General features: G+C 67.9%; 20 protein-coding genes. 7 read left to right on the top strand and 13 right to left on the bottom strand.

Annotated elements, in window-relative coordinates:
* Positions 1-269: 269 nt before the first annotated feature.
* The 12 genes from eccD to ABII15_RS05670 all read right to left on the bottom strand — a co-directional run bounded on the left by eccD (position 270) and on the right by ABII15_RS05670 (position 11,752).
* Complete coding sequence (gene eccD / locus ABII15_RS05725; protein WP_353941179.1) at positions 270-1,640, bottom strand: type VII secretion integral membrane protein EccD; 1,371 nt, start codon at positions 1,638-1,640, stop codon at positions 270-272.
* A 13-nt stretch (positions 1,641-1,653) separates the two neighbouring features.
* Entirely contained in the window at positions 1,654-1,947 is a 294-nt protein-coding gene (locus ABII15_RS05720; protein ID WP_353941178.1) for a hypothetical protein, read from the bottom strand.
* A 30-nt stretch (positions 1,948-1,977) separates the two neighbouring features.
* Positions 1,978-2,844, bottom strand: a complete 867-nt coding sequence (locus ABII15_RS05715) for an immunity 49 family protein (RefSeq protein WP_353941177.1) — start codon at positions 2,842-2,844, stop codon at positions 1,978-1,980.
* 13 nt (positions 2,845-2,857) lie between these two features.
* A complete protein-coding gene (locus tag ABII15_RS05710) occupies positions 2,858-5,425 on the bottom strand; it encodes a hypothetical protein (protein ID WP_353941176.1) in 2,568 nt (855 codons plus the stop codon).
* Between the two features lie 2 nt (positions 5,426-5,427).
* Entirely contained in the window at positions 5,428-5,826 is a 399-nt protein-coding gene (locus tag ABII15_RS05705) for a DUF6507 family protein (protein ID WP_353941175.1), read from the bottom strand.
* A 71-nt stretch (positions 5,827-5,897) separates the two neighbouring features.
* Positions 5,898-6,206, bottom strand: a complete 309-nt coding sequence (locus ABII15_RS05700) for a pore-forming ESAT-6 family protein (protein ID WP_353941174.1) — start codon at positions 6,204-6,206, stop codon at positions 5,898-5,900.
* Between the two features lie 36 nt (positions 6,207-6,242).
* Positions 6,243-6,572: a hypothetical protein gene (locus tag ABII15_RS05695; RefSeq protein ID WP_353941173.1), complete on the bottom strand. Its 330-nt coding sequence runs from the start codon at positions 6,570-6,572 to the stop codon at positions 6,243-6,245.
* A gap of 702 nt (positions 6,573-7,274) precedes the next feature.
* Positions 7,275-8,258 carry a PrgI family protein gene (locus ABII15_RS05690; RefSeq protein ID WP_353941172.1) on the bottom strand — a complete coding sequence of 328 codons (984 nt, stop codon included), beginning with the start codon at positions 8,256-8,258 and terminating at the stop codon, positions 7,275-7,277.
* Between the two features lie 6 nt (positions 8,259-8,264).
* Positions 8,265-9,791 carry a conjugal transfer protein TrbL family protein gene (locus ABII15_RS05685; RefSeq protein WP_353941171.1) on the bottom strand — a complete coding sequence of 509 codons (1,527 nt, stop codon included), beginning with the start codon at positions 9,789-9,791 and terminating at the stop codon, positions 8,265-8,267.
* A 377-nt stretch (positions 9,792-10,168) separates the two neighbouring features.
* On the bottom strand, positions 10,169-10,468 hold the full coding sequence (locus tag ABII15_RS05680) for a pilin (protein WP_353941170.1): 300 nt from the start codon (positions 10,466-10,468) through the stop codon (positions 10,169-10,171).
* Positions 10,469-10,943: 475 nt separating this feature from the next.
* On the bottom strand, positions 10,944-11,111 hold the full coding sequence (locus ABII15_RS05675) for a hypothetical protein (protein WP_353941169.1): 168 nt from the start codon (positions 11,109-11,111) through the stop codon (positions 10,944-10,946).
* On the bottom strand, positions 11,111-11,752 hold the full coding sequence (locus ABII15_RS05670) for a hypothetical protein (RefSeq protein ID WP_353941168.1): 642 nt from the start codon (positions 11,750-11,752) through the stop codon (positions 11,111-11,113). Before ABII15_RS05670 ends, ABII15_RS05675 begins: the two co-directional genes overlap by 1 nt.
* Positions 11,753-12,245: 493 nt before the next feature.
* On the opposite strand from ABII15_RS05670, the gene ABII15_RS05665 reads away from it, so the two are divergent.
* From ABII15_RS05665 to ABII15_RS05640, 6 genes are all read left to right on the top strand, one after another.
* A complete protein-coding gene (locus tag ABII15_RS05665; protein ID WP_353941167.1) occupies positions 12,246-12,431 on the top strand; it encodes a hypothetical protein in 186 nt (61 codons plus the stop codon).
* A complete protein-coding gene (locus ABII15_RS05660; protein WP_353941166.1) occupies positions 12,428-13,798 on the top strand; it encodes an N-6 DNA methylase in 1,371 nt (456 codons plus the stop codon). Before ABII15_RS05665 ends, ABII15_RS05660 begins: the two co-directional genes overlap by 4 nt.
* A complete protein-coding gene (locus ABII15_RS05655) occupies positions 13,795-14,976 on the top strand; it encodes a hypothetical protein (RefSeq protein WP_353941165.1) in 1,182 nt (393 codons plus the stop codon). Before ABII15_RS05660 ends, ABII15_RS05655 begins: the two co-directional genes overlap by 4 nt.
* A 3-nt stretch (positions 14,977-14,979) precedes the next feature.
* Positions 14,980-16,452: an N-6 DNA methylase gene (locus ABII15_RS05650; protein WP_353941164.1), complete on the top strand. Its 1,473-nt coding sequence runs from the start codon at positions 14,980-14,982 to the stop codon at positions 16,450-16,452.
* Between the two features lie 191 nt (positions 16,453-16,643).
* Complete coding sequence (locus tag ABII15_RS05645; RefSeq protein WP_353941163.1) at positions 16,644-17,297, top strand: hypothetical protein; 654 nt, start codon at positions 16,644-16,646, stop codon at positions 17,295-17,297.
* A 17-nt stretch (positions 17,298-17,314) separates the two neighbouring features.
* Complete coding sequence (locus ABII15_RS05640; protein ID WP_353941162.1) at positions 17,315-18,283, top strand: DNA methyltransferase; 969 nt, start codon at positions 17,315-17,317, stop codon at positions 18,281-18,283.
* A 16-nt stretch (positions 18,284-18,299) separates the two neighbouring features.
* Here ABII15_RS05640 and ABII15_RS05635 read toward each other — a convergent pair whose 3' ends face one another.
* The gene (locus tag ABII15_RS05635; RefSeq protein WP_353947327.1) at positions 18,300-18,473 is read right to left on the bottom strand and encodes a hypothetical protein; all 174 of its coding nucleotides are present in this window, start codon (positions 18,471-18,473) and stop codon (positions 18,300-18,302) included.
* On the opposite strand from ABII15_RS05635, the gene ABII15_RS05630 reads away from it, so the two are divergent.
* Positions 18,436-19,485, top strand: a complete 1,050-nt coding sequence (locus tag ABII15_RS05630; protein WP_353946970.1) for a DNA cytosine methyltransferase — start codon at positions 18,436-18,438, stop codon at positions 19,483-19,485. The two genes, ABII15_RS05635 and ABII15_RS05630, sit on opposite strands and share 38 nt — an antisense overlap.
* Positions 19,486-19,735 lie beyond the last annotated feature (250 nt).

The following is a 19,735-nucleotide window of genomic DNA, read 5'->3' as shown; positions in this document are numbered from 1 at the left end:
CAGGAGACGACGACGGCTGCATCATCGAGGGGATGTCGGCCGAAGGCGGCGACGCCCGGGCCGGAGCGGGAGGGACAGGCAAGGTGTTGTTCCCAGGTTCGTGATGGGAGACGGTGCGTGGTTGCCCCGGATGCGGGCGTTCCTCGTCCGGCCGACGCACCGGCAACGGCAGCCGAGGATCAGCCGAAGCCGCCTGCTGATCGGCGGACGCCTGAAGGTCTCGCAGTACATCGTCCTGCCAGCGGCCGGAACTCGTCATCACCCTCACCTCACGCGAAGGTGTCGAGCAGTCGCCCGTACACCCCGAACACGCCGAGCACCAGCGGGAACAGGGCGATCACTCCGATCGACTCCAACACGTCACCGACCTTGCGGAGCCGCACTCGCACATGCTCGGCAGGCTCCACGGCCAGCACCCCCAACGGCACCACGGCCAGCACCGCCAAGAGCGCCATCGGACCCGCCGCGCCCTTCTGCTCCAGCCACAACCAGGCCAGCCGCACCATCACTGCTCCCGACGCGGCCACCAGCGTTACGACCTCTATGGTGAGCGGATAGGCGCGCGCCCGCAGTGCCAGCACGAGGGCGACGGCCATGGCCAACAGCACGGTCCACGTGGTCACCGTACGCACCACTTGCACACCAGCGACCGCCGCGGACACGGCCATGACGACCGTCGCGAGCGCCATCCCGCGGTGCGTGGCGGCCAGTGCGGTCGTCACCTGGAACCTGCTCACCGACGTACCTGCCGAGCGCCGGTCGTCCAGACCGGAGAGCCCGGATGCCATCAGCGCGAGTCGGGGCAGCACACCCAGCACCACCACGGACATCACTGCGAGCAGCGCCCCCGCACGAGCCGAACCAACCGGGTCGGTCCCGCCCGACTGCGTGGCGAGCGCGACCTCCCAGCACACCGCCGCTCCGGCCAGAGCACCTGCACCGACCAAGGCGCCACGCCCCATCGGCGTGAACCAACCGAGCAGCAGCAACGCTACGACTACGACACCGGCCACGGCCTCGGACCGTACGGCGCCGGACCAGCCGTGGGCACCCGCAAGCGCCCACGCTCCCTGCATCCCGACCACCGACCCCGCAACGATCAGCGCCGCGGCAAGCCCCTTACGCCCGGCCCGCCCCAGCAACGCACCGGCCGCCGCGGCCACCGTCGCGATCACCAGCAGGACAACGCCTACTGCCCGTGCCTCGAACCCGGCCCGCGCCAAGAGGGAGGCGACCAGCGCCCACCCCACGCACGCGCCCACTGCCGCGATCTGCCGAGCCCGCGCATCCCAGCGCCACGCCTGCATGTCCAGATCGCCGGCTGCCTCATCGCTCACGTCATGGATGACCGGAGCAGACGGAGAGTCCTCGAGGCGCACCAATCGCAGTACTGCACCATCAGGTACTCCCGAGGATTCGAGCGTCGCGTCCGGCGCCAGCGCACTGCCATCGACCGTCACCAGATGGCGGCTCTGCGGTCGCTCACCCTCTCGGTCCCCGAGCAGCCGCATCACTTCGGGAAGAAGTAGACCCACCGGCTCCTGGGACGGCAGCACCAAGTCCACCCGTCGCCGCTCACCGACCAAGGTCACCCGACTCAACACCGTCGCGTTACGGCTCACAGCCCCCTGAGAAATCACGCGTTCGAACCTATCATCGAGCGGAATCCGTACTTCTCGGCGATTGAACTGGTGTCGTTGCGGGGGTGGATACGGGGACGGTGGTGTTGATGCCGCTCTTGCCGATCACTCTGTGAGAGATGAAGGACCACCCGACGCATCCGGCGCACAGTACGGCAGCGATCACGACTCCCGTGAAGGCCTTCCCGAGGCGTTCGTCGACAGTGCGTCGTTGCCGCTGCGCACCGAACAACACCGCATCGCGCAGCCGCCGCCGACGTACCGACACCGACTCAAGAAGCTGGCTGTCGTATTCCTGGGCTGACATGGATCGATTCCAGACTGCTAACGGGGCCTATCAGGTGGCCAGTTGGCCGACCCATGTTCGCTGCAAGAGGTGGCGGGGAAGATACTCAGATTCGATTTCGACCGGGATATCCGCGTCGAAGGCCATGCAGGCGATGGCTAGCGGGCCAAGGGCTACCAGGCCCTCGCCGCTTCGTGTGCGAGCCTCGTCATCGGTCCAGTACTCACGGTGCCAGGTGAGAGCCTGTTCAAGAGCAGCGTTGAAGGGCTCCGGGTCCTGCCGCTGGTAACGCTGGAAGACTTCGAGTGGCGGATAGAGGATCTTCAACATGAGTTCGGCACTTGCGATGTGAGGTGCGGCTGGGTCCGTTCCATCGATCGCGGTGACGAGCGTCTCCCAGGTCTCAGGGCGCCCGAACCAGGCGTTTTGGAGGGTTTCCACCCATGCGTAGATGTACTCGTCGAACTCCATTCCAGAGGCGCGCAAGAACGAGACTGGAATGCGGACCAACTGGTCAATTCGTTCGTTTTCTCGGCAAATAACTGCAAGATAGTAGGATGTGAGCCAATTGCCCGCGTGTAGATACTCTTGCGGGCCGGTTGCGGGCAGGTGCTTGATCTCGCCCTTGCTGCCGATGCGGCAAGCGACGGGCCCCTCGTTGGAGGCCCCCGAGATGAACAGGCCCGAGCCCACCTGCATAGCAGTGATCCAGGCTTCCCATGTCGGAGATTCCTCCGCTGCGGGGTCGGTCAGGCAGGCCCACTTGGCAACCGTCAGCGAGTAGTCCAAGGCATCGAAGCGATCGAAGTCCGATGTTTCGATGCCTGAGAGCGCCTCTTCTGCGCTTTGGACGATCGGCCTCACGGTCTCGTCCACGTCGGCCACGGGGAAGTCGTGACGGGGAATGTGGATGGCCACGTTGCCCCCTCTCTCAGTAGATCTTCATTTCTTCGAACACGGCGCCAGCATAGGCCGAACCATTGGGCTCTTGGGCCTTGACCAGGACATACCTCAACTTACCGGCCTTCAGTGCCTCCCGGAACTCGCGCGCAAGTTCGGCGTCGCGCCCACCACGTCTGGTCATCTCGGCCAAGATGGTCCGCAGATACAGACGCGTGCCTTGCTTCACCCTCATGCCGGCCGCCCCGCCGTCATCACCGTCGTGCGGATTTGCCGGATCCTCGGGATCAGCGCGGCCCTGCCGCCAGTCGAGATCGTTCTTCGGGGCCTTGTCCTCGGCGATGAGGATTCCGTCGTCGTCGATCCTGTAGGCGCCGTCGAACACGTGGGCCCCATTGGGCGTCTTCGGGAGGACAATTTCCTTGGCGCCCGGGAACTCGTGCGGAATCACGTGGAGCCGAGATGCTTCCTCGCCGAGCTTCTCGGAAATCTTGCTGTTCGGCGGCACGTCGCCAAGCTGCTTGGCGTACGCGTCTTGAGCTGTGGTCAGGGATGTGTGGTTCGCCGCCGACGGTACTTCGTCAAACGCCTTCTGCGCGTTGATGAGGTGCTTGTAGGCCTGGCGGTTGGCGGTTGTCTTGTCGAGGGTAGGAAGAACGTCATGGGGCGCCGTGCTACGGGGAAGCGGCTTCGTCCCCAACTTGATTTCCGACGGGCCGCTAGGCATGTCGTGCTTGGCAACCCAACCCCCGCCGGGTTTCTTGGCCAAGATGGGCAGCTCGGCTCCGTCGACGAGTCTGTCCTTGGGGGGTAGGCGATGCCCTTCCTTGTTGTAGTTCTCTTTGAACCAGTCCGGCTCTTCGTTGGCCTTACGGACATGCTCGTCCTGAATGGCTTGGCGCTCCGCAGGGGTCAAATCCCCACCGTTACTGCCTTGGGCGCCATTGGCATGGTGATCCGCGTTCTGCCCGTCGGGAGCAGCCGCGTGTGGAGCGCCGCCATCCGGCGCCCCGGGGCCTGGCCTCGTTCCAGCCGGAACGCTGTGGTCCGGCGTCGGCCCGTGTGCTGAACCATGCGAGCTTCCCGAGCCAGCCGCCGAGTGCGCAGCTGTTGAGCCTTGATCAAGATTCCTTGCGGTACTTCCAGCGACATGCCCACTCGTCTGGCCCGCATCGCCAGCCGAGTTCGTTGCTGCATGGGCGCCCACAAGTTGAGGCTCTCGTGTACCTGTTCCGACAGATGGCTGCTGGCTGGAGTCGAGGCGTGTCCGGTCGGCGGCGGACACCTCGCCGGGCGCCTGCTCGGCGTGCTGGTGCAGGCTGCCGTCGGAGTTGAGGAGGTGACCTTCGTCGGTGAGGTAGACGACCTTGCCAGTGGCGTTGTCCACGTAGGGGATCGCCGTCTCCGGGATGCGGGGCGACTTGATGGCGTCGGCCTGCTTGAGCAGGTCGAGGCTGACACCCGACTTGAGGTTCTTGAGGGCGGTGAAGGTATCGCCGACCTTGACCAGGGCGAACTTGCCGGCCTTGCCGACGTACGTCATCGGGTCGACAATCCGTGCCACCTTGCCCGTGACGGACAGGGCGCGGGCGACGGCTCCGGCCTTGCCCGCGCCGGAGGCGGCGCTGCCCGAGCCGCCGGTGAAGATGGCGGTGAGTCCGTTGAAGGTGACCTGGCCAGCGGCGCGGGACGGGTTGGTCTTCCAGGTGTCCCAGGCGACCAGGGCCTTGCCGGTCTCCTTCATGGTGGTGCGCGATTCGCGCAGCCAGGAGGGGAGCTTGTCCTCGGGGGCCGTCCAGTAGGCGACACCGACGCCGGGCATCATGGTGATGGAGGAGGCGATGGCGAGCTGGCCGAGGTGTTTCCAGGCCTCACCTGCCATGTCCCAGCCGTCGAAGCCGACCAGGGTGCCCAGGCCCTTGATGGTGCCCCATACGCCGTCGACGATGAAGCCGTCCCACACGAAGCTCTTGGCCCGGTGGTACAGCCACTCGATGCCCTCGTACTCGCGCTCGGCCGACGAGCCCCACGGGGTTTCTTCGGCGTGGTCGAGGTCGTCGGCCTTGAAGCCGTACATGCCCTCGCCGTGCGAGCCGTCGTCGGTGGTCAACCGTGTGCCGTCGATCAGCGCCATGATCTTGTTGTAGGAGGCACGTTCGGCGGACTGGAAGGCGGCGACGGTGTGGTTGACGTCGTGCCACAGATCGTTGTTGTGGTCGACCTTGTCCTGGTCCTTGCGCCAGTCGTCGTCGCCGGAAACGGAGTTGACGAAAGCGGTCGCGTCAGCTTTGAGGGTTTCCAGTTTCTGGACCAGGGGCTGCACCTCGGTGCTGTAGGCGGACAGCGCGCTAGCGACCTTCTCCAGGTCGTCGGCGAACGCGTCCGTCTTCGTCTTCACCGGCAGCGTGGAGGCGAACAGCTCGTCCGCTTCCGGCGCTTGGTAGAACGCGGAAAGGCCCTGGAACTCCGTGTGCACGTCCGAGCCTGCCGTGCGGAATTCACCGGCGTGCACGGTCAGGCTTGTGACGTCGGTGTCCAGGGTGGCGAGGTCACCGATGAAGTGCGGGATGCCGGCAGGGTCGATCAGCTGCTCGCTCACCGCTACCGACCCTCCGTACGATGCCCGATCTCGCCTGCTCCCGGCATGTCGATCGCCGGCTCCTTGGCCGCCTCCTGCTGAGCGTTGGCCGCCTGCTCCTGCGAACCGTGCACATAGGCGGTGGTGGCCTCGGCCGCCCCGTTCAATGACTTCTCGGTGCGCCGGGCGATGTAGACCAGGTCCCGGTTCCAGTGCTGTGCGAACTGCGCCAGCGCTGACCCGACCACACCTGCGGTGCTGGTGTACGGGCCGTACTGGCTGGTGAGCGTTCCTGCGGCGGAGGACGCGGACTCCAGGTCCTTCTGCATCGCGCCGCCCGCCTTCGACATGTCCTTCGCTGCGGTGCCCGACTTGGACAACACGCCGGACACCCCGGCCGGGTCGATGTCCCACCCCGTCACGACAAACCCCTCATCCCCGTAGACGGCCCGGGCATCACACCGGGCCGGAAACGCACGTAACTCCCGCTGTCTCAACCGATGTTGTTCACCGCGGCCCGCGCCTTGGCGAGGGTGGACTGGGCGGTCGCGTCGTTCTTCTCCAGCGTTGTACGCACCAACTGGATGATGTCGCGCACCTCGTTCGCCGCGCGGTTCCAGCGGACTTCCTTGCCGTGGTATTCGTCCGAGACGCCGTCGGCCTGGTAGTCGGCCATCGCGGTCTTCACCGCACGGTCCCGGTCGCCGAGGACCGTCTCCAGGCGGCCGATGATGCCCTGCAGGCTGCCCTGCACCTCTGCCGAGGCGCCGGTGTCGTACGAGCGCCGGTCCGAAGTCGCCATGATGAATCCCTCTCCCCGTGTGATGCCGCGTGTGGTTCAGCCGCTGAAGCGGGCCGCGTCGAAGTTCGCGGCGCTCATGTTCTGCTGCGCGTTGTCCGACTGCTCCTGGTCACCGGTGCCGAACGCGGTGTCCATCCCGGACTGGCCGCCCAGGATCGAGGACAACGAGCCGTTCAGCGCGGCCGTGATCTCGTCCGAGTGCGCCTTGAACGCGTCGAACATCGCCTTGCCCTCGCCGTTGAACTTCCCCTCCAACGGCTGCGCGGCGGCGATCAACTGCTGGATCAGCGCGCCCAGATCGTCACTCGACCCGCTCGTGGACTTGGTCAGCGTCGCAAGCGTCGTCGATCCCATGTCGAACTTCATCGGTTCCCCCTTGGTCCCCGGTCACCACGGTTGAACCCGCCGCCGCCATGCCTCATGCGGCGCGCGCGCACCGTAAGCCCCATAGTTCGTCGAACATCCTCTCCCATTCGGCATTGCAGAGGCAACGTGCTTCAGACGGAGTGGCCTGAATCATGCTGTGCGTCCTCACGGCGGCGGGGACGGGATCTGAGGCAACTGCGTGCCTGGCTCGGCACTCGGCAGATCAGTCGATTATTTGAACACGCAACAGGTCGTGCATGTCGGCGACGCGAACGGCCACGGTGATGTTCTTGGCGGCGTTCTTCGAGTCCGCTGCTCTGCCGCAGAGGCAGAAGCGGCGCCGGGGTAGTTCCAGGCCCGGCTCGGCGCGGTGTCAGTGCGGGCTGACAGGCTGTTGGCCATGACGGACTTGAGGGTGACGGGGCACAGGGTTGCGGGGCGGCAGGTCGAGGCCGTGCTCAAGGGCATGAGCGCGTCCGTCGATCATTATTGGGGCGGGATATGCGACGGTGACCTTCCCTTGCGCCCGACCCTGTCAAAGATGAGCGCTGGCTTCGTGGACTACTTCGCCGCGCGAGCCGCGCGGGATGACCGGTTCCGTATCAGGGACGCCCGCGTCGATTTGTGCGACGCGGCGCGGTGCGCCTTGGGGGTGCTGGACCTGGGAGTGTTCCCCGGCGGTGACTGGGAGGTGCGGCTCGACTATGTGGGGGAGGAGATCAGCAGTGCGGAGATGACGTATGACGAGATGCTGCAGCCACCGCACCCGACGACCGCTGCAGGGGTGTCCGGATTGCAGGCGGAGGTGATGAGTTCGGCGCTCTGCGGGCCGTCCAGCGCCGTGACGGTGATCTCGGCCGCGGCGAGCGCACGGTCCGCCTCGTTGATGCGCTGCAGGGCGCGGTCGGCGTCCGCCCGCCGCGCAGCGCCGCGCGCGGGCGCGGGTTCGCGGGCGACCAGGACGACTTGGCGGGCCAACAGGTCCCGGCCAGTGGCGAGTTGAGCGAGGAAGTCGGCGTGGGCGCGGGCCGCATGCTCCAGGGCCGGGTGGGGCAGAGCAGCGGCGTCCTCGTGGAGCCGGCCTGCCAGCGGGGTCAGGTCGACGCGATGACAACGCACCAGCAACTGAGTCGGAACGGTCAGCGAGTTGAGCCAGCGGGCGAACGCCGCCGTGAGGGCCTGTTGTTCGGCCCCGGAGCGCAACTCGAAGTTGACTGTCGAGCAGGTCGCCAGGGCCGCTTTGCCCTCGCTGCGCAGGTCCAACACCCCGGCCGGGGCGACGCCGCGGTGCGGCATGCGCATCGCGGCCGGGGCTCGGCCCGCCGCCCGGGCCATGCGGGTGGGCACGAGATCGGGCAGCGGCCCGACGCTCTCGGGAGCGTGGACGCGCCGCTTGGGCGTACGGGCATGGGCTACGGCGGCGAGTAGGAAGCGGTCCAGATCGACGCCTTCGCGCCGCCCGAGAGCGATCGCGGTGATCGTCCCCGCAATCGGGATGACGAGGGCCGCGTAGGCGAGCGGGTCCAGATAGGGGCGCGACAACCACCAGCCGCCGTACAGCACCAGTGCGCCGACGGCGAGGAAGGCGGCCTGACGGGCCGTGAACGGCCCGACGATCTTGTCGCTGCGGCTGATGTCGGAGGGAATCCGGGCCGACGTGACGTGGTCGTCGATGGGGTCGGACATGGTCGGCTACCTCCTGGGTGAGGCGGGCGGAGCGGTGGGCGGCTCCAGTGGGAGCCGCAACTGCACCGGGCGCGGCGGACGCACGCGGACGCGGGCAGCGGGAATGGGCAGGGCGAGCTGCCGGGCGCGAGGCACAGCAGTGCGGGCGGACTGGCCTGCTGGTGCCGGGGCCCGAACGGGGGTGGGTGGCGTTGTGGCGGGTGGGGTGCGGGGGACGCGGGGCGCGTTCACGGGCAGCCGCGTCTGGACGGGGCGCGGTGGCCGGGCAGGAACTCGCGTGACCGGGATCGGAAGGCTCAACTGCCGTCGGCGGCGAGCCTGCGCGGGATGCGGCACGCTGCGCGTTCCACCTTGTGCGGGGCGAGCTGGGGGCGGTGCGGGGCTGGTCGGCGCCGGTGACGTTGGCGTGCCGGTCGTCGCGGCCGGGCCTGGGCCTGGACCCGCAAGGCCCGGGCGCGCGCCGGGAGCGGAGGGCGGACCGCCGGGCCCGGGACGCGGCGGACGCCTGCCACCGGGGCCGGCGGGGCTGCCACGGCGCGGACCACCACTGGGGCCGCGGGGCCGTGGACCTCCGCCGGGAGGGCCGGGACGACGCGCGCCCCCACCTCCGAGACGGCCCAGGCCGCCGCCCCCGCCCCGACGCGCCAGCAGACTTCCTGCTCCGGGAGCGGCGGTGTTGAGCAGCTGCCACAGCGCAATCTGCCGCAGCTTCCGCACCATCCCGCCGCCGCGTGGCGGGGTGATCGGGGTGCCGCGCAGGATGACCTGCGTGCACCAGCCGGGGATCTTGAACAGCACCCAGAACAGGGCCAGTCCGGCCAGCAGTGGCCCCAGCCGGCCCGGGTTCGGGAAGTCGAGGACGGTGTTGCCGGGCGCGAAGAACAGCTTCAGGGACAGTACGAACGCCATGGACTGGGCGATCTGGATCGCCAGGCACCCCCACAGCGCGCGCCACCACAAACGGGCGACGCCGTCGGAGAGCGGGTGCGCGTGACAGGCGAGCGCGAGCGGTGCGGCGACGGCGAGCAGCGCGAGGACGGCGACGCGCACCACGTAGCCGAACAGCACCGCGCACACCATGATCAGCAACAGCAGGGCGAACAAGGCGAGATACAGCTGCGCGCGGGCGAGGAACAGCGGGAAGATGTGCTCGGCCAAGCCCTGGCCGACCTCTTTCGTGCTGGTGCCCATCACCGCCCCGGAGAGCGCGTTGGCGAGCTGAATCGCCTTGTCCATCACGGTGAGCGAGGAAGCGGAAGCAACCATCCCGAGCAGCAGGCGCGGCGCGATCTGCTTCAGGGCGTATCGGGACTGCATGGTTTCGTAGCCCATGACGGTGATTCCGCCCGCCATGATGAACAGCACGTACAGGGCGATCGCGGCGGCCAGACTGGACTGCCACATCCGCTTCACCGGCTCCTGTTCGGTGACGTTCGGCGTGGCCAGCAGGGTGGCGGCGAGGAGTTCGCGGACCGGCTTGAGGATGCCTTCGATGATCGAGCCGATGAACCCGGTGACCGCATCGATGATCATGCCGGGGATGTCGAGAAGCCCGGAGAATCCGAACCCGGTGCCCTTGTCGCACTCGGTTCCGGTTGCCTCGCAGGCCGGAGGCGTCGGTCCCGGCGACGGCTCGGACGGGGGTGGCTGATCGGGCTCGGGGGTGGGGCGGCCGGGCGCCGGGGTCGGTCCGGGGACGGGATCCGGGCGCGTCGGTGCGGGAGTGGTACCGGGCGGAGTGGGGCCAGGTTGCGGATGCGGCTCGGGATCCGGCGGTGCGGCCGGGGCCAGGACGGGCGAGGCGATGGCAGCCTGCGCCTCGCCGACACCTGCTCCTGTCTCCAGCACGAGTACGAGCGCGAGGAGACAGGCGGAGCGCAGAAGAACGCGCTGTACGGGCCGGTTGGCGCTCATTCTCCGGCCCCGACGATGCCCTGCAATGTGGTGACCAGGATCGGGGCCAGGATGGCCAGGCCGTAGCCGATAGCAGCGGCTTTCAACGCCCGCTTGGCCGCCTCGACTTCACCGGGGTCCCCGCCGGCCATCAGATAGCGCAGCCCGCCGAAGGTAAGGAAGAGCGTGGCGAGCCCGGCGAGGATGCCGACAATCCAGTTCCGCAGATTCGTGATCACGGTGGGGATGTCCGCGACCGCCCACGAGGACGGCGGATCGGAGATCAGTACGGCAAAGGTGAGCAGGGCGACGAACACCACCCGGACGGCAGGGATGCCCCAGCGGCGCACTAGGTGACGGCGCGTGCGAGCCCGCATGCGGGAGAGACGAGCGAGCACGAGGAACCTCCACAACATGGGGCGGGCAGTGGACGCCGCCGCCACGGCTCGACGAGCGGACGGCTGCGGAGAAGAAGGGGAAAGGAAGAAGCGGGGTGGGGTGAGCGGCGGTCCCTGACCCGGAGCCGTCCTCCTTCACGAAGGGGGCATCGGGGAAGGGGCTCGGGTGTCAGCGCGAGACGGAGGCGCTCACCCCGGCCACCGGCCATGCGGCGAAGCCGGGAGGGTAGTACGCGTGCCCGGCACCGGGCCGCGCGGCTGTGTGAGGTGGCAGTGGCGCCCGGTGCCTGGCGGACCTCGGACGCTCCTGCTCATCCGTATATAGGGATGCCACCCGCAGAAATTGACACCCGGCCGGGAACGAAATCGCGGACGCTCAGGAGCACGGGCCGGGTTACTCGGTGCGCAACTGCTGCCGGAGGTAGGCGGCCAGATACTTCCCGGCGGCGGCCCGGTGCCGGTATACGCAGCGCACGCTTACTCCCTGCTCGTCGGCGAGGCGCTGCATCGGCTCCCTGCGCAGCCGCGACCGGGCGATCAGCCGCGCCTCGGCCACGCTCACTACCCCCGCTGTGACCGCGCGGGCCAGGACGCTCCACTCGTCTCCGCCGGGCTCGTCAGCTGGCCTGCGGCGGGGTGGGCGCGACGGCCCAGGTGCAGGGCCGTCGCGGAGGTCTCGTGCCGGTCACGACGGCGGGCCGCATAGGCGAGGCGGTTCACCGCCCGATCAGCCGCCGAGAACAACTCCCGCCCCACATCGGCCCGTTCGACGTCCACGGTGCGCAGGGCACCAGCCACCGCGGCCAGCGCCTCCTGCTCCAGCTCGGCCCGCTCCAGCTGCGCGGGACGGGCCAGGCGGGCGAGCATCCGGTGCAGCACCGGCACGGTCAGCGCGACGGCCACCAGATCCCACGGGGCGCCCCGCTCCTGAGCGCGACCAGCCACCTCCTGCCAGGCCTGCGCGCGGCAGAACGGGGCGGTCGAAGGATGCGCCAGCCGGCTGCGGAACTGATCCACCGGCAACACGGGCGCTGCCTCCGTCTCGCCCAGCAGGTGCGCGGGCAGCGTGAGCGGGACAGGCTCCGCGGCGAGCGCGAGAAAGGCGGCCTCCAGCGCCTGCACCGGCGACCGGGTGGCGGCCGGGCAAGCGGCGCGGGTGGGGACGGCGGTGATGGTACGGGCCGGACGGTGAGTGGGGGCCATTGCATGAACTCCTGCCGATCGGGGCGGACAACTGCTGCCCCACTCCTGCCAGTAGGCCGTGCCAGTTCCGGTCCATGGGCGTGCCACCGGTGGGCCTCTGCGATGTCGGTGGCGCGGTGTGTGCGATGGCCCGGCGTCGGCCCGCCGTCATTGATCGGTGCCACCGCCCTGCATTGAGCGACCGAATCGAACGTAAAGAGTCTTCGCCACTCCGGAGAGGGCGGGGCTGAGGCCGAAACGGGTGGCTCGGCACTGGCTCGCGACTGGCTCGGCACCGGCTTGCACCCGCATCCACCTGCGAGGAGTGATGACGACGTCCGGACCGAGTAGCCTGTCGTCCCCTCTTCTGACGCCGAGAGAACCGAGGCGTGGACCCGTCGAGGAGGAAGAAAAACAAAATCCCATGCTGCGAGACGGTGCGTGCCCTTCACGGCTACGTTCATGGCGGCGGAACGGTCCGCTGAACACCTCTGGCAGTGAGGGGAGTTGGAAGGTGCAGCACAGAAAGCTGCTCTTGGCCGTGATTGTCCTGGTATCCGTCGTGGTCGGACTTGTGGCAGGCATCCTTGAGTACGCGGACGCAGGACAGCTCATCGGGGCGATCAAATACGGCGGAGGCGCCTGCGGGGCGACGATGCTGATCGGCCTGGCCACGGTCACTTGGTTGCGGACGTCATGACCATGAGGAAACTGGGGCAGGACACCCTGGCGTTCCGCCGCGTCTGGCGAGCTCTCGACCAGTTGCTGCTCGCCGTCGATGCCAACACGGCGTACCGCCTCGTCTATCAGGTGATCTACCTGCGCTCCTGTTCGAGCGCTGGGTGGAGCGAGGTCGTACGAGGTGCCGGACACATCGGCCAGACTCTGGACACGGTCTGGCTGCGTACGCGAGTCGGCCAGGCCCTTGCCGGACGTCGTGCGACGGAGGCCGGCCGACTTTCGGCCCAGGTCCATGCGGCTCTGGAATGGCTGATTGCTGAGGTCGACCAACTGGAGACGGTCGATGGCCTGTTCGGCGCTTGCCTCGACCGGTACTCCACCCGTCACTCCAAGGGGGGCGGCGACTACTACACGCCGGACGACGTGGCCCAACTCTTCGCCGGACTCGCCGCACCACAGGCGGGCGAGCGCGTGCGGGATCCGGCGTGCGGGAGCGGGCGGCTGTTGCGCGCCGCGGCCCACTGGGCGCGGGCACACAGCGGTGGTGACGTGCAACTGTCCGGGGCTGACATACGGCACCAGGCGCGCTATGTCGCGGCGGTGCACTTGGCCCTGCATGGACTGCGCGTTGAGCTGGGCGAGGACACCGTCGACACGTTGCGCACGGGGCTCTCCGACACTCCGGCGGACGTCGTCATCACCAACCCCCCGGTGAACATGAGTGACTGGGGGCATGGAGAGCTGGACGACGATCCGCGCTGGTTCCTTGGCCGACCCCCGCGGGCCAACGCGAACTTCGCCTGGGCGCAGCACATCCTGGCCGACCTCGGGCCGGTCGGCCGCGCGGTAGTCCTCCTGTCGTCCGGCGCCGCGCGCAACACCAATGTCGCCGACACCCGCATCCGCCGGGCCCTCGTGGAGGAGGGCCTGATCGTGGGCATCGTGGCCCTGCCTGCCGGGCTGTTCCCCCATACCCGGTCCGGCACGGCACTGTGGCTGTTGCGTAAAGGGGACCGGCCCCACGCGGACGAGATCCTCTTCGCGGACGCGCGGCAGCTGGGTACTCGACACCAGACCGCGGGGCGCCGCTTCGAGGGCGCGGACGTCGACCGGCTCATCCGCATCTTCGCTGCCTGGCAGGGGCTGCGGCCGATGGACACCAGTGACGCGCCGGGGACGGTGTCCTGGTGTCGTGCGGTGAGCCGGGAGGACGTTATCGCGGCCGACTACGACCTCACGCCTGCTCGCCATGTTCAACAGCAGTCATCCGTGCCGTCGGTTCAAGACGGACATCCGTTGAGCCCGCGAGACGAACTGCACCTTCGTCTGGAGCAGTCGGTGGTTGCCCGGAGTCGGGTCATCCGAGCTTTGGGAGGGCGCGCATGAACAGAACATCGAGTGACCGCACGCACCCGTGGAGCGAAGAGGATCTGGCGTCCCTCATCGGAATCAAGTCCGTCACCTACAGCGTCGTAGAGCAGAAGCAGGATCCCGAGGGCGTTCCCATGATCGGGGCCACCGAGATCGTCGAGGGGCGTGTGATCGATGCGGAGCCGACTCGTATCGCCTGGGAACAGGTTGAGCGGCGCCCCCAGGCCATGCTGAGAGCGGGTGATCTACTGGTAGTGCTTGTGGGCCGCGTGGGCGAAACGGCGGTCGCGACATCGCGACATCAAGGGTGGACGTTCGCGAGATCGGTAGCCGTCATCCGGTTCACAGAGGAAGGCCTGGCTCAGGGAACGGATGTCTGGCTTCGGTGGTGGCTCAAAACCCCGCAGAGTCGCAGGTACCTGAATGTGTCCTCGACGAACTCCGAGCACAGGACCTTGCCACTGGGCGCCCTCAGACAGTTGCCGGTGCCGGTCCCTCCTGCTGAGGTCCGAGAGCGCTGGTTGCACGGCGTTGCCATGGCCGAACGCAGATTGACTCTGAACAAGCAAATCGCCGCCCACGCGATAGAACTCGCCGACGCTCTCTTCCGAAGGGCTGAACACACTGACGGACGGGATGCTTGTGCTGAACGTCAGGTGGGGGAGATCGGTCGGATTGTCACAGGCTCTGCCTCTTCCGTTCCGCAAGCCGGGACGGAAGGGACGTCGTTTGTGGCCGCGAAGGAGGTGCTGAACAGCCGTACGGTCCACCTGGAGCGCACGGCTGTGCGTACTGCGGTGCCCATCCAAGCCGCGTGCCCGCCGGGTACCCTCCTGGTCGCGCCGCGCCCCAGCGGGGTGCGGACCGTGCTGGCCACCATCCCAGTGGTGCCTGGCCGTGGAGCACTGGCGATCCGGACGGACTCCGAGACCGACCAGATGTGGTTGCTGCATGCACTGCGCTCCAGGTACAAGGAGCTCGTTGCCACCGCGCAGGGACAGAATGCCCGTGCGATGCGCCGCAAGGACTTCTCCCGCTTCCCGATTCCTTGGCCGCCGGTGTCCGTCCGGCAGGACTTCGCCGAACGCGCGGCAGCCCTGCATGACCTCGCTCGCTCGGTGACGGCGGAGAACCGGTCTTTGGAAGATCTGGTCGTCCACGACATCGCCGAGTTGATGAACAGGAACAGGTGAACTGTGCCTCCGCGCAAGAAGAAGCAGACATCGGCCGTCGACCTTCTCTGGAAGGCCGTAGACCTGCTGCGTGGCTCCATGGATGCGGCGCAGTACAAGATCACGCTTCTCACGTTGTTGTATTTGCGTCACCTGCCTGCCGAATCTACGGATGGGGAGGATGCGACCGCGCCTCCGACAGTTACGTGGTGGCGCACTTTCAGGGAGAGGATCTCGGCTCACCCGGATGAAGCCGTGGCCGTACTCGATGAACTTGTCCAGGAGCTGACCTCCGCCCGCCCCGACCTCAAGAACATCGTTGCTCCTGCTTGGTCTGTGATGGGGGGACTGGCCCCTCAGCAAGTGAAGGACCTGGTGCTCCTCTTGGACCGGGCTCCGGACGAGGCAGGGACCACCCCCGCCGAATTGGCGACGCTGTACACGTCCTTCACCACCTGGTTTGCAGAGGCGGAGGGTAAGAAGGGTGGGGAGTACTACACACCGACGACCGTAGCCCGGCTTCTCGTGGAGCTGCTCGGCCCGATAAGCGGGCGGCTGTACGACCCGTGCTGCGGGATCGGAGGCACGCTGGTAGAAGCGACGCGATCGGTGACCGCGAACGGGGGCGATCCACACACCAACCTCACGATCCACGGCCAGGAAGTGAACGAGACCACCTGGCGGCTGGCACGCATGCACCTGGCGATGAACGGCCTCGGCACCGCGGGCGTTCACTTGGCGGACACGTTCGCCCAGGACTGTTCGCCGGCCCTCAAGGCGGATGTCGTTCTCGCGCATCCACCCTTCAACCTCAGCGACTGGGCGCGCGATGAGGCGGACCCCCGTTGGCGTTATGGGGCGCCACCGCGTGCCAACGCCAACTTTGCGTGGCTGCAGCACGCCGTCCACAAACTCAACGACTCCGGTAGTGCTGCGGTCGTCCTGGCCAACGGATCGATGTCATCCAAGGCGCACGGCGAAGCCGCGATCCGCGCCGCCATGGTGGAGGACGACCTGGTCGCCTGCATCGTGGCATTGCCCGGCCAGCTCTTCCGGAGCACTCAAATTCCCGCCTGCGTATGGATCGTGGCCAAGAGCAAGTCGTCCGGCGGAGGCAGGGGAATGACCGATCGGCGGGGTCAGACGCTGTTCATCGACGCGCGCAGCCTCGGCGTCATGGTCGACCGGGGTCACCGCGCGCTGACGGACGATGACGTCAGCAGAATCGCTGGTGCGTACCGCGCCTGGCGCGGAACAGGTGCGGCGCCGCACCGATACAGCGACGTTCCCGGCTTCTGCCGCAGCGTGGACCTCGATGGCATCCGAGAGGGCGAGTACAGCCTCGCTCCCGGCCGGTACGTAGGCGTAGAGGAGCCGGTCGCGGAGAGCGCCGAGCCGGTTCAGAACAGTATTGACGTACTCACCCGCGAACTCCTTGATCTCATGGCTCAAGTCGAACAAGGAGAGGCCGAGCTGCGGCGGCATTGGTTCGACTGAGTCCAGAGCTGAAGCAGCAGGCTGGTGGCCCCAGGATGCGACACAGGCCCGAACGACCTGCTCGTTGAGACAACAACTTGGTTGAAGACGGGACACCCTTTGCGATGGGCGGTGTCAATTTCCCGCCCCGGGATCCCTATTACTTCACGTCAGCGCCAGACGGCATCCTGCACCCCGGACGCCAATCACCGATGCCGACCACCCCATACCGCGCCACCCTGCGCAGCGACAGCCCGCTGCCGACCACCCTCTGGTTCCCCACCTCCGACACCTCGGATGCCATCCCTGCCCCTGGTGCGGTCCTGCCCACCTGGGCGATCGAGAAGATCCGCGCCGAGTTCACCCACCGCCCCGGGCATCTCCCACAGGGACTGCTGCGTCTGAACATCGGCGACAGTGGCCCCGGCGTGGACGCCCGCATTCCCTGCGCCGCTCACCCCGACGGCGACGCAGCCCCCGGCGAGGTCTGCCTGACCCCGGTGATCCTCGCCGAACTCCACCCCGCCTCTCTCCCCGCCCCCAACGACGCCCTGACTTCCAGCCCGGTACCCGGAGCCCTGGACGACGGCTGGCCAGGCTTCTTCCATCGCGTCCACCGCCTCTTGGGCGCCGATGGCCTGCTTCTGATCGCCACTCGACAGCGCCGCGAGCACGGACGGCTCACTGACCCGCTCGGCCTGCTCATCGCCGCAGCCCGCACCGCAGGGTTCCGCTACCTCCAGCACATCGTCATCGCCCACGCCAACCCCAGTGGCAACCAGCTCGTCCCCGCCCCGCTGCCGGACGCAGACCCCGGCGTCACCCACAGCGACCTCATCGTCCTCACCGCAATCGACCACACCTGATACCCGAGGAGTTCACCGTGCCTGCTGCTCCCGCCTCGGTGTGGAACACCGCACCCACCTCCGCCCCCGCCAAGCGCAAAGGCCGCTACGTTCCCGGCTCCGCCGCCCACCCCGCCAAAATGCACCCCGGCATCGCCCAGCACGCCATCCGCACCTACACCCGCCCTGGCGAGCTGGTCCTGGACCCGATGTGCGGCATCGGCACCACCCTCGTCGAAGCTATCCACCTCGGCCGCCACGCCCTCGGCACCGAATACGAACCCAAGTGGGCCCACCTCGCCGGACTCAATGCCGCCTCCGCCCAGCACGAGGGCGGCACCGGCGCCGGACAGGTCTACCGCGGGGACGCCCGTCACCTCACCAACCTGATCCCCACCGCCTTCCACGGTCAGGTCTCCCTGGTTCTCACCTCACCCCCGTACGGGCCGAGCGTGCACGGCCAGGTCCGCTCCACCCGCGAAACCGGGGAGCGCGGTGTCGTCAAGAAGCACTACCGCTACAGCCACGACCGCCACAACCTCGCCCACGTCCGCGTCGATCAACTCCTGGACGCCTTCACCGAAATCCTCACCCAGTGCCGCACCCTGCTCCGCCCTGGCGGCACTGCCGTCATCACCACTCGCCCCTGGCGCGAACGTGGCGAACTCATCGACCTGCCCTCCGCCGCCCTCGCCGCTGGACAAGCAGCCGGTCTCACCCCCACCGAGCGCAATGTCGCCATGCTGGCCGGCATCCGCGACAGCCGGATCATCGCCCGCCCCTCCTTCTTCCAGATGACCAACGTCCGTGACGCCCGGCGCCATGGCATCCCGCTCTCGGTCGTCCAGCACGAGGACGTGTTGGTGTTCTCCAAGCCCGGAAATGCGGTGAGTTCTCGCGAACCCAAGGGCGAACCGGAGCAGCCCTCCACCCCCTGCGAGCTGAAGCCGCGTATGGCTTTCCGCTCCCGCACCTGTGCTCACGGACGCCGCCATGCCGACCACTGACCTCGCCATCGGCTCCCTATGTTCTGGAATCGGCGGCCTGGACCTCGGTGTTCAGGCCGCCCTGGGCGGTCGCATCGCCTGGCACGCCGAAACAGACCCGCACGCCTCCCGCGTCCTGGCCCGACACCGTCAACCACCACGACGTACGCACCATCGACTGGCAGTACGTCGAGCCGGTCGACGTACTCACCGCCGGGTTTCCGTGCCAGGGCCTGTCGGTGGCGGGCCCGCGCACCGGCTTGTCCGAGCGCTCACCCTCCGGCCTGTGGCCACACATCGTGACCGCTGCATCAGCCCTCCGACCCCATTGGGTAGTGATCGAGAATGTACGAGGCCTGCTCTCCACCCGAGCCGGAACCGACCCCGTTCGCCACGTGGAACCCTGCCCGACGTGTCTGGGAAACCCCGAGAAGATGCCCACAATGCGGGCGCTGGGAGCCGTACTCGCAGACCTGGCCGAGATCGGGTATGACGACTGCCGATGGACATGCGTACGCGCTTCCGATGTCGGCGCCTGTCATCGTCGCGAGCGAGTCTTCCTCGTCGCGGCCCGGTCCGTGCCCGACCAGGATCAAGCTGCTGAAGACCCCGACGGCGAACCTTGGAGTCAACGGCGGCTCCCAGCACCCGGACAAACGCAAGGCCGGTGGCCACGGACCTTCCCTCCAAGACGAGGTGGAGCATCTGCTGCCCACCCCGCGTGCGAGCGACGGCCTGAAAGGCTCCCCGAATCAGCGCTATCGCAACGGCGGACGCACCCTCGCCTCCACCGCCGCCGCGCTCTCCACCCCGCAGAAGCTGCTGCCCACGCCCACCCGCTGCGACAGCACCGGCGGCCCGGGCACCACCCCGAAGCGGCGCGGCGGCATGAATCTGCGCACCGCCGTCACTCGCCTGCCATCTGGTGGGGCGAGTACCTGCCTGCCATACGACGGTGGGAACACGTCACCGGAACCCCCGCTCCTGCCCCGACCGTCCCCGGAACCCGACGTCTGTCCGCCGAGTTCGTGGAGTGGATGATGGGCTATGAGAATGGCTTCGTCGTAGCCGTTCCAGGACTCAGTCGGGCTGCCCAACTTCGTCTGCTTGGCAATAGCGTTGTGCCCCAGCAAGCCTCTGAAGCGTTGGGGATGCTGCTTCGTGACCGCACGTCAACCTGTGGGCGAATTTTGTCATGCGAGCAATTCGGCGGCCCGCGGTGACAGCCGAATCGAAGCCTCGTTGCGGAGGAGCATGCAACTCGCCATGTACGGGTGCTGCGCCGGACAGAGGAAGCGCGGAGTGCGTCCCGCAGCTCGCGTGCACCTCCAAGATCCATACCGTATGGCGCGTTGCTGAAGAGCCCGACGTCGACTCCTACGTAAGGCTTTTGCGCCTGCTCTTCGGTCGCTGACGGAAAGCCTTCCCGACCGCGGATTCGGATTCCCAATACCCCAGTGAGCAGGGATGATT

Origin of the sequence: Streptomyces sp. HUAS MG91 (assembly GCF_040529335.1) — a bacterium.
Classification (GTDB): domain Bacteria; phylum Actinomycetota; class Actinomycetes; order Streptomycetales; family Streptomycetaceae; genus Streptomyces; species Streptomyces tabacisoli.
This window is presented reverse-complemented; position numbering and strand designations above follow the sequence as displayed.

Excerpts from the sequence above, each read along its gene's own strand:
- ABII15_RS05720 (WP_353941178.1), bottom strand. The coding sequence starts at position 1,947 with ATGTCAGCCCAGGAATACGACAGCCAGCTTCTTGAGTCGGTGTCGGTA.
- ABII15_RS05700 (WP_353941174.1), bottom strand. The coding sequence starts at position 6,206 with ATGGCGACTTCGGACCGGCGCTCGTACGACACCGGCGCCTCGGCAGAG.
- ABII15_RS05695 (WP_353941173.1), bottom strand. The coding sequence starts at position 6,572 with ATGAAGTTCGACATGGGATCGACGACGCTTGCGACGCTGACCAAGTCC.
- ABII15_RS05690 (WP_353941172.1), bottom strand. The coding sequence starts at position 8,258 with ATGTCCGACCCCATCGACGACCACGTCACGTCGGCCCGGATTCCCTCC.
- ABII15_RS05685 (WP_353941171.1), bottom strand. The coding sequence starts at position 9,791 with ATGATCATCGATGCGGTCACCGGGTTCATCGGCTCGATCATCGAAGGC.
- ABII15_RS05670 (WP_353941168.1), bottom strand. The coding sequence starts at position 11,752 with ATGGCCCCCACTCACCGTCCGGCCCGTACCATCACCGCCGTCCCCACC.
- ABII15_RS05660 (WP_353941166.1), top strand. The coding sequence starts at position 12,428 with ATGACCATGAGGAAACTGGGGCAGGACACCCTGGCGTTCCGCCGCGTC.
- ABII15_RS05655 (WP_353941165.1), top strand. The coding sequence starts at position 13,795 with ATGAACAGAACATCGAGTGACCGCACGCACCCGTGGAGCGAAGAGGAT.
- ABII15_RS05645 (WP_353941163.1), top strand. The coding sequence starts at position 16,644 with ATGCCGACCACCCCATACCGCGCCACCCTGCGCAGCGACAGCCCGCTG.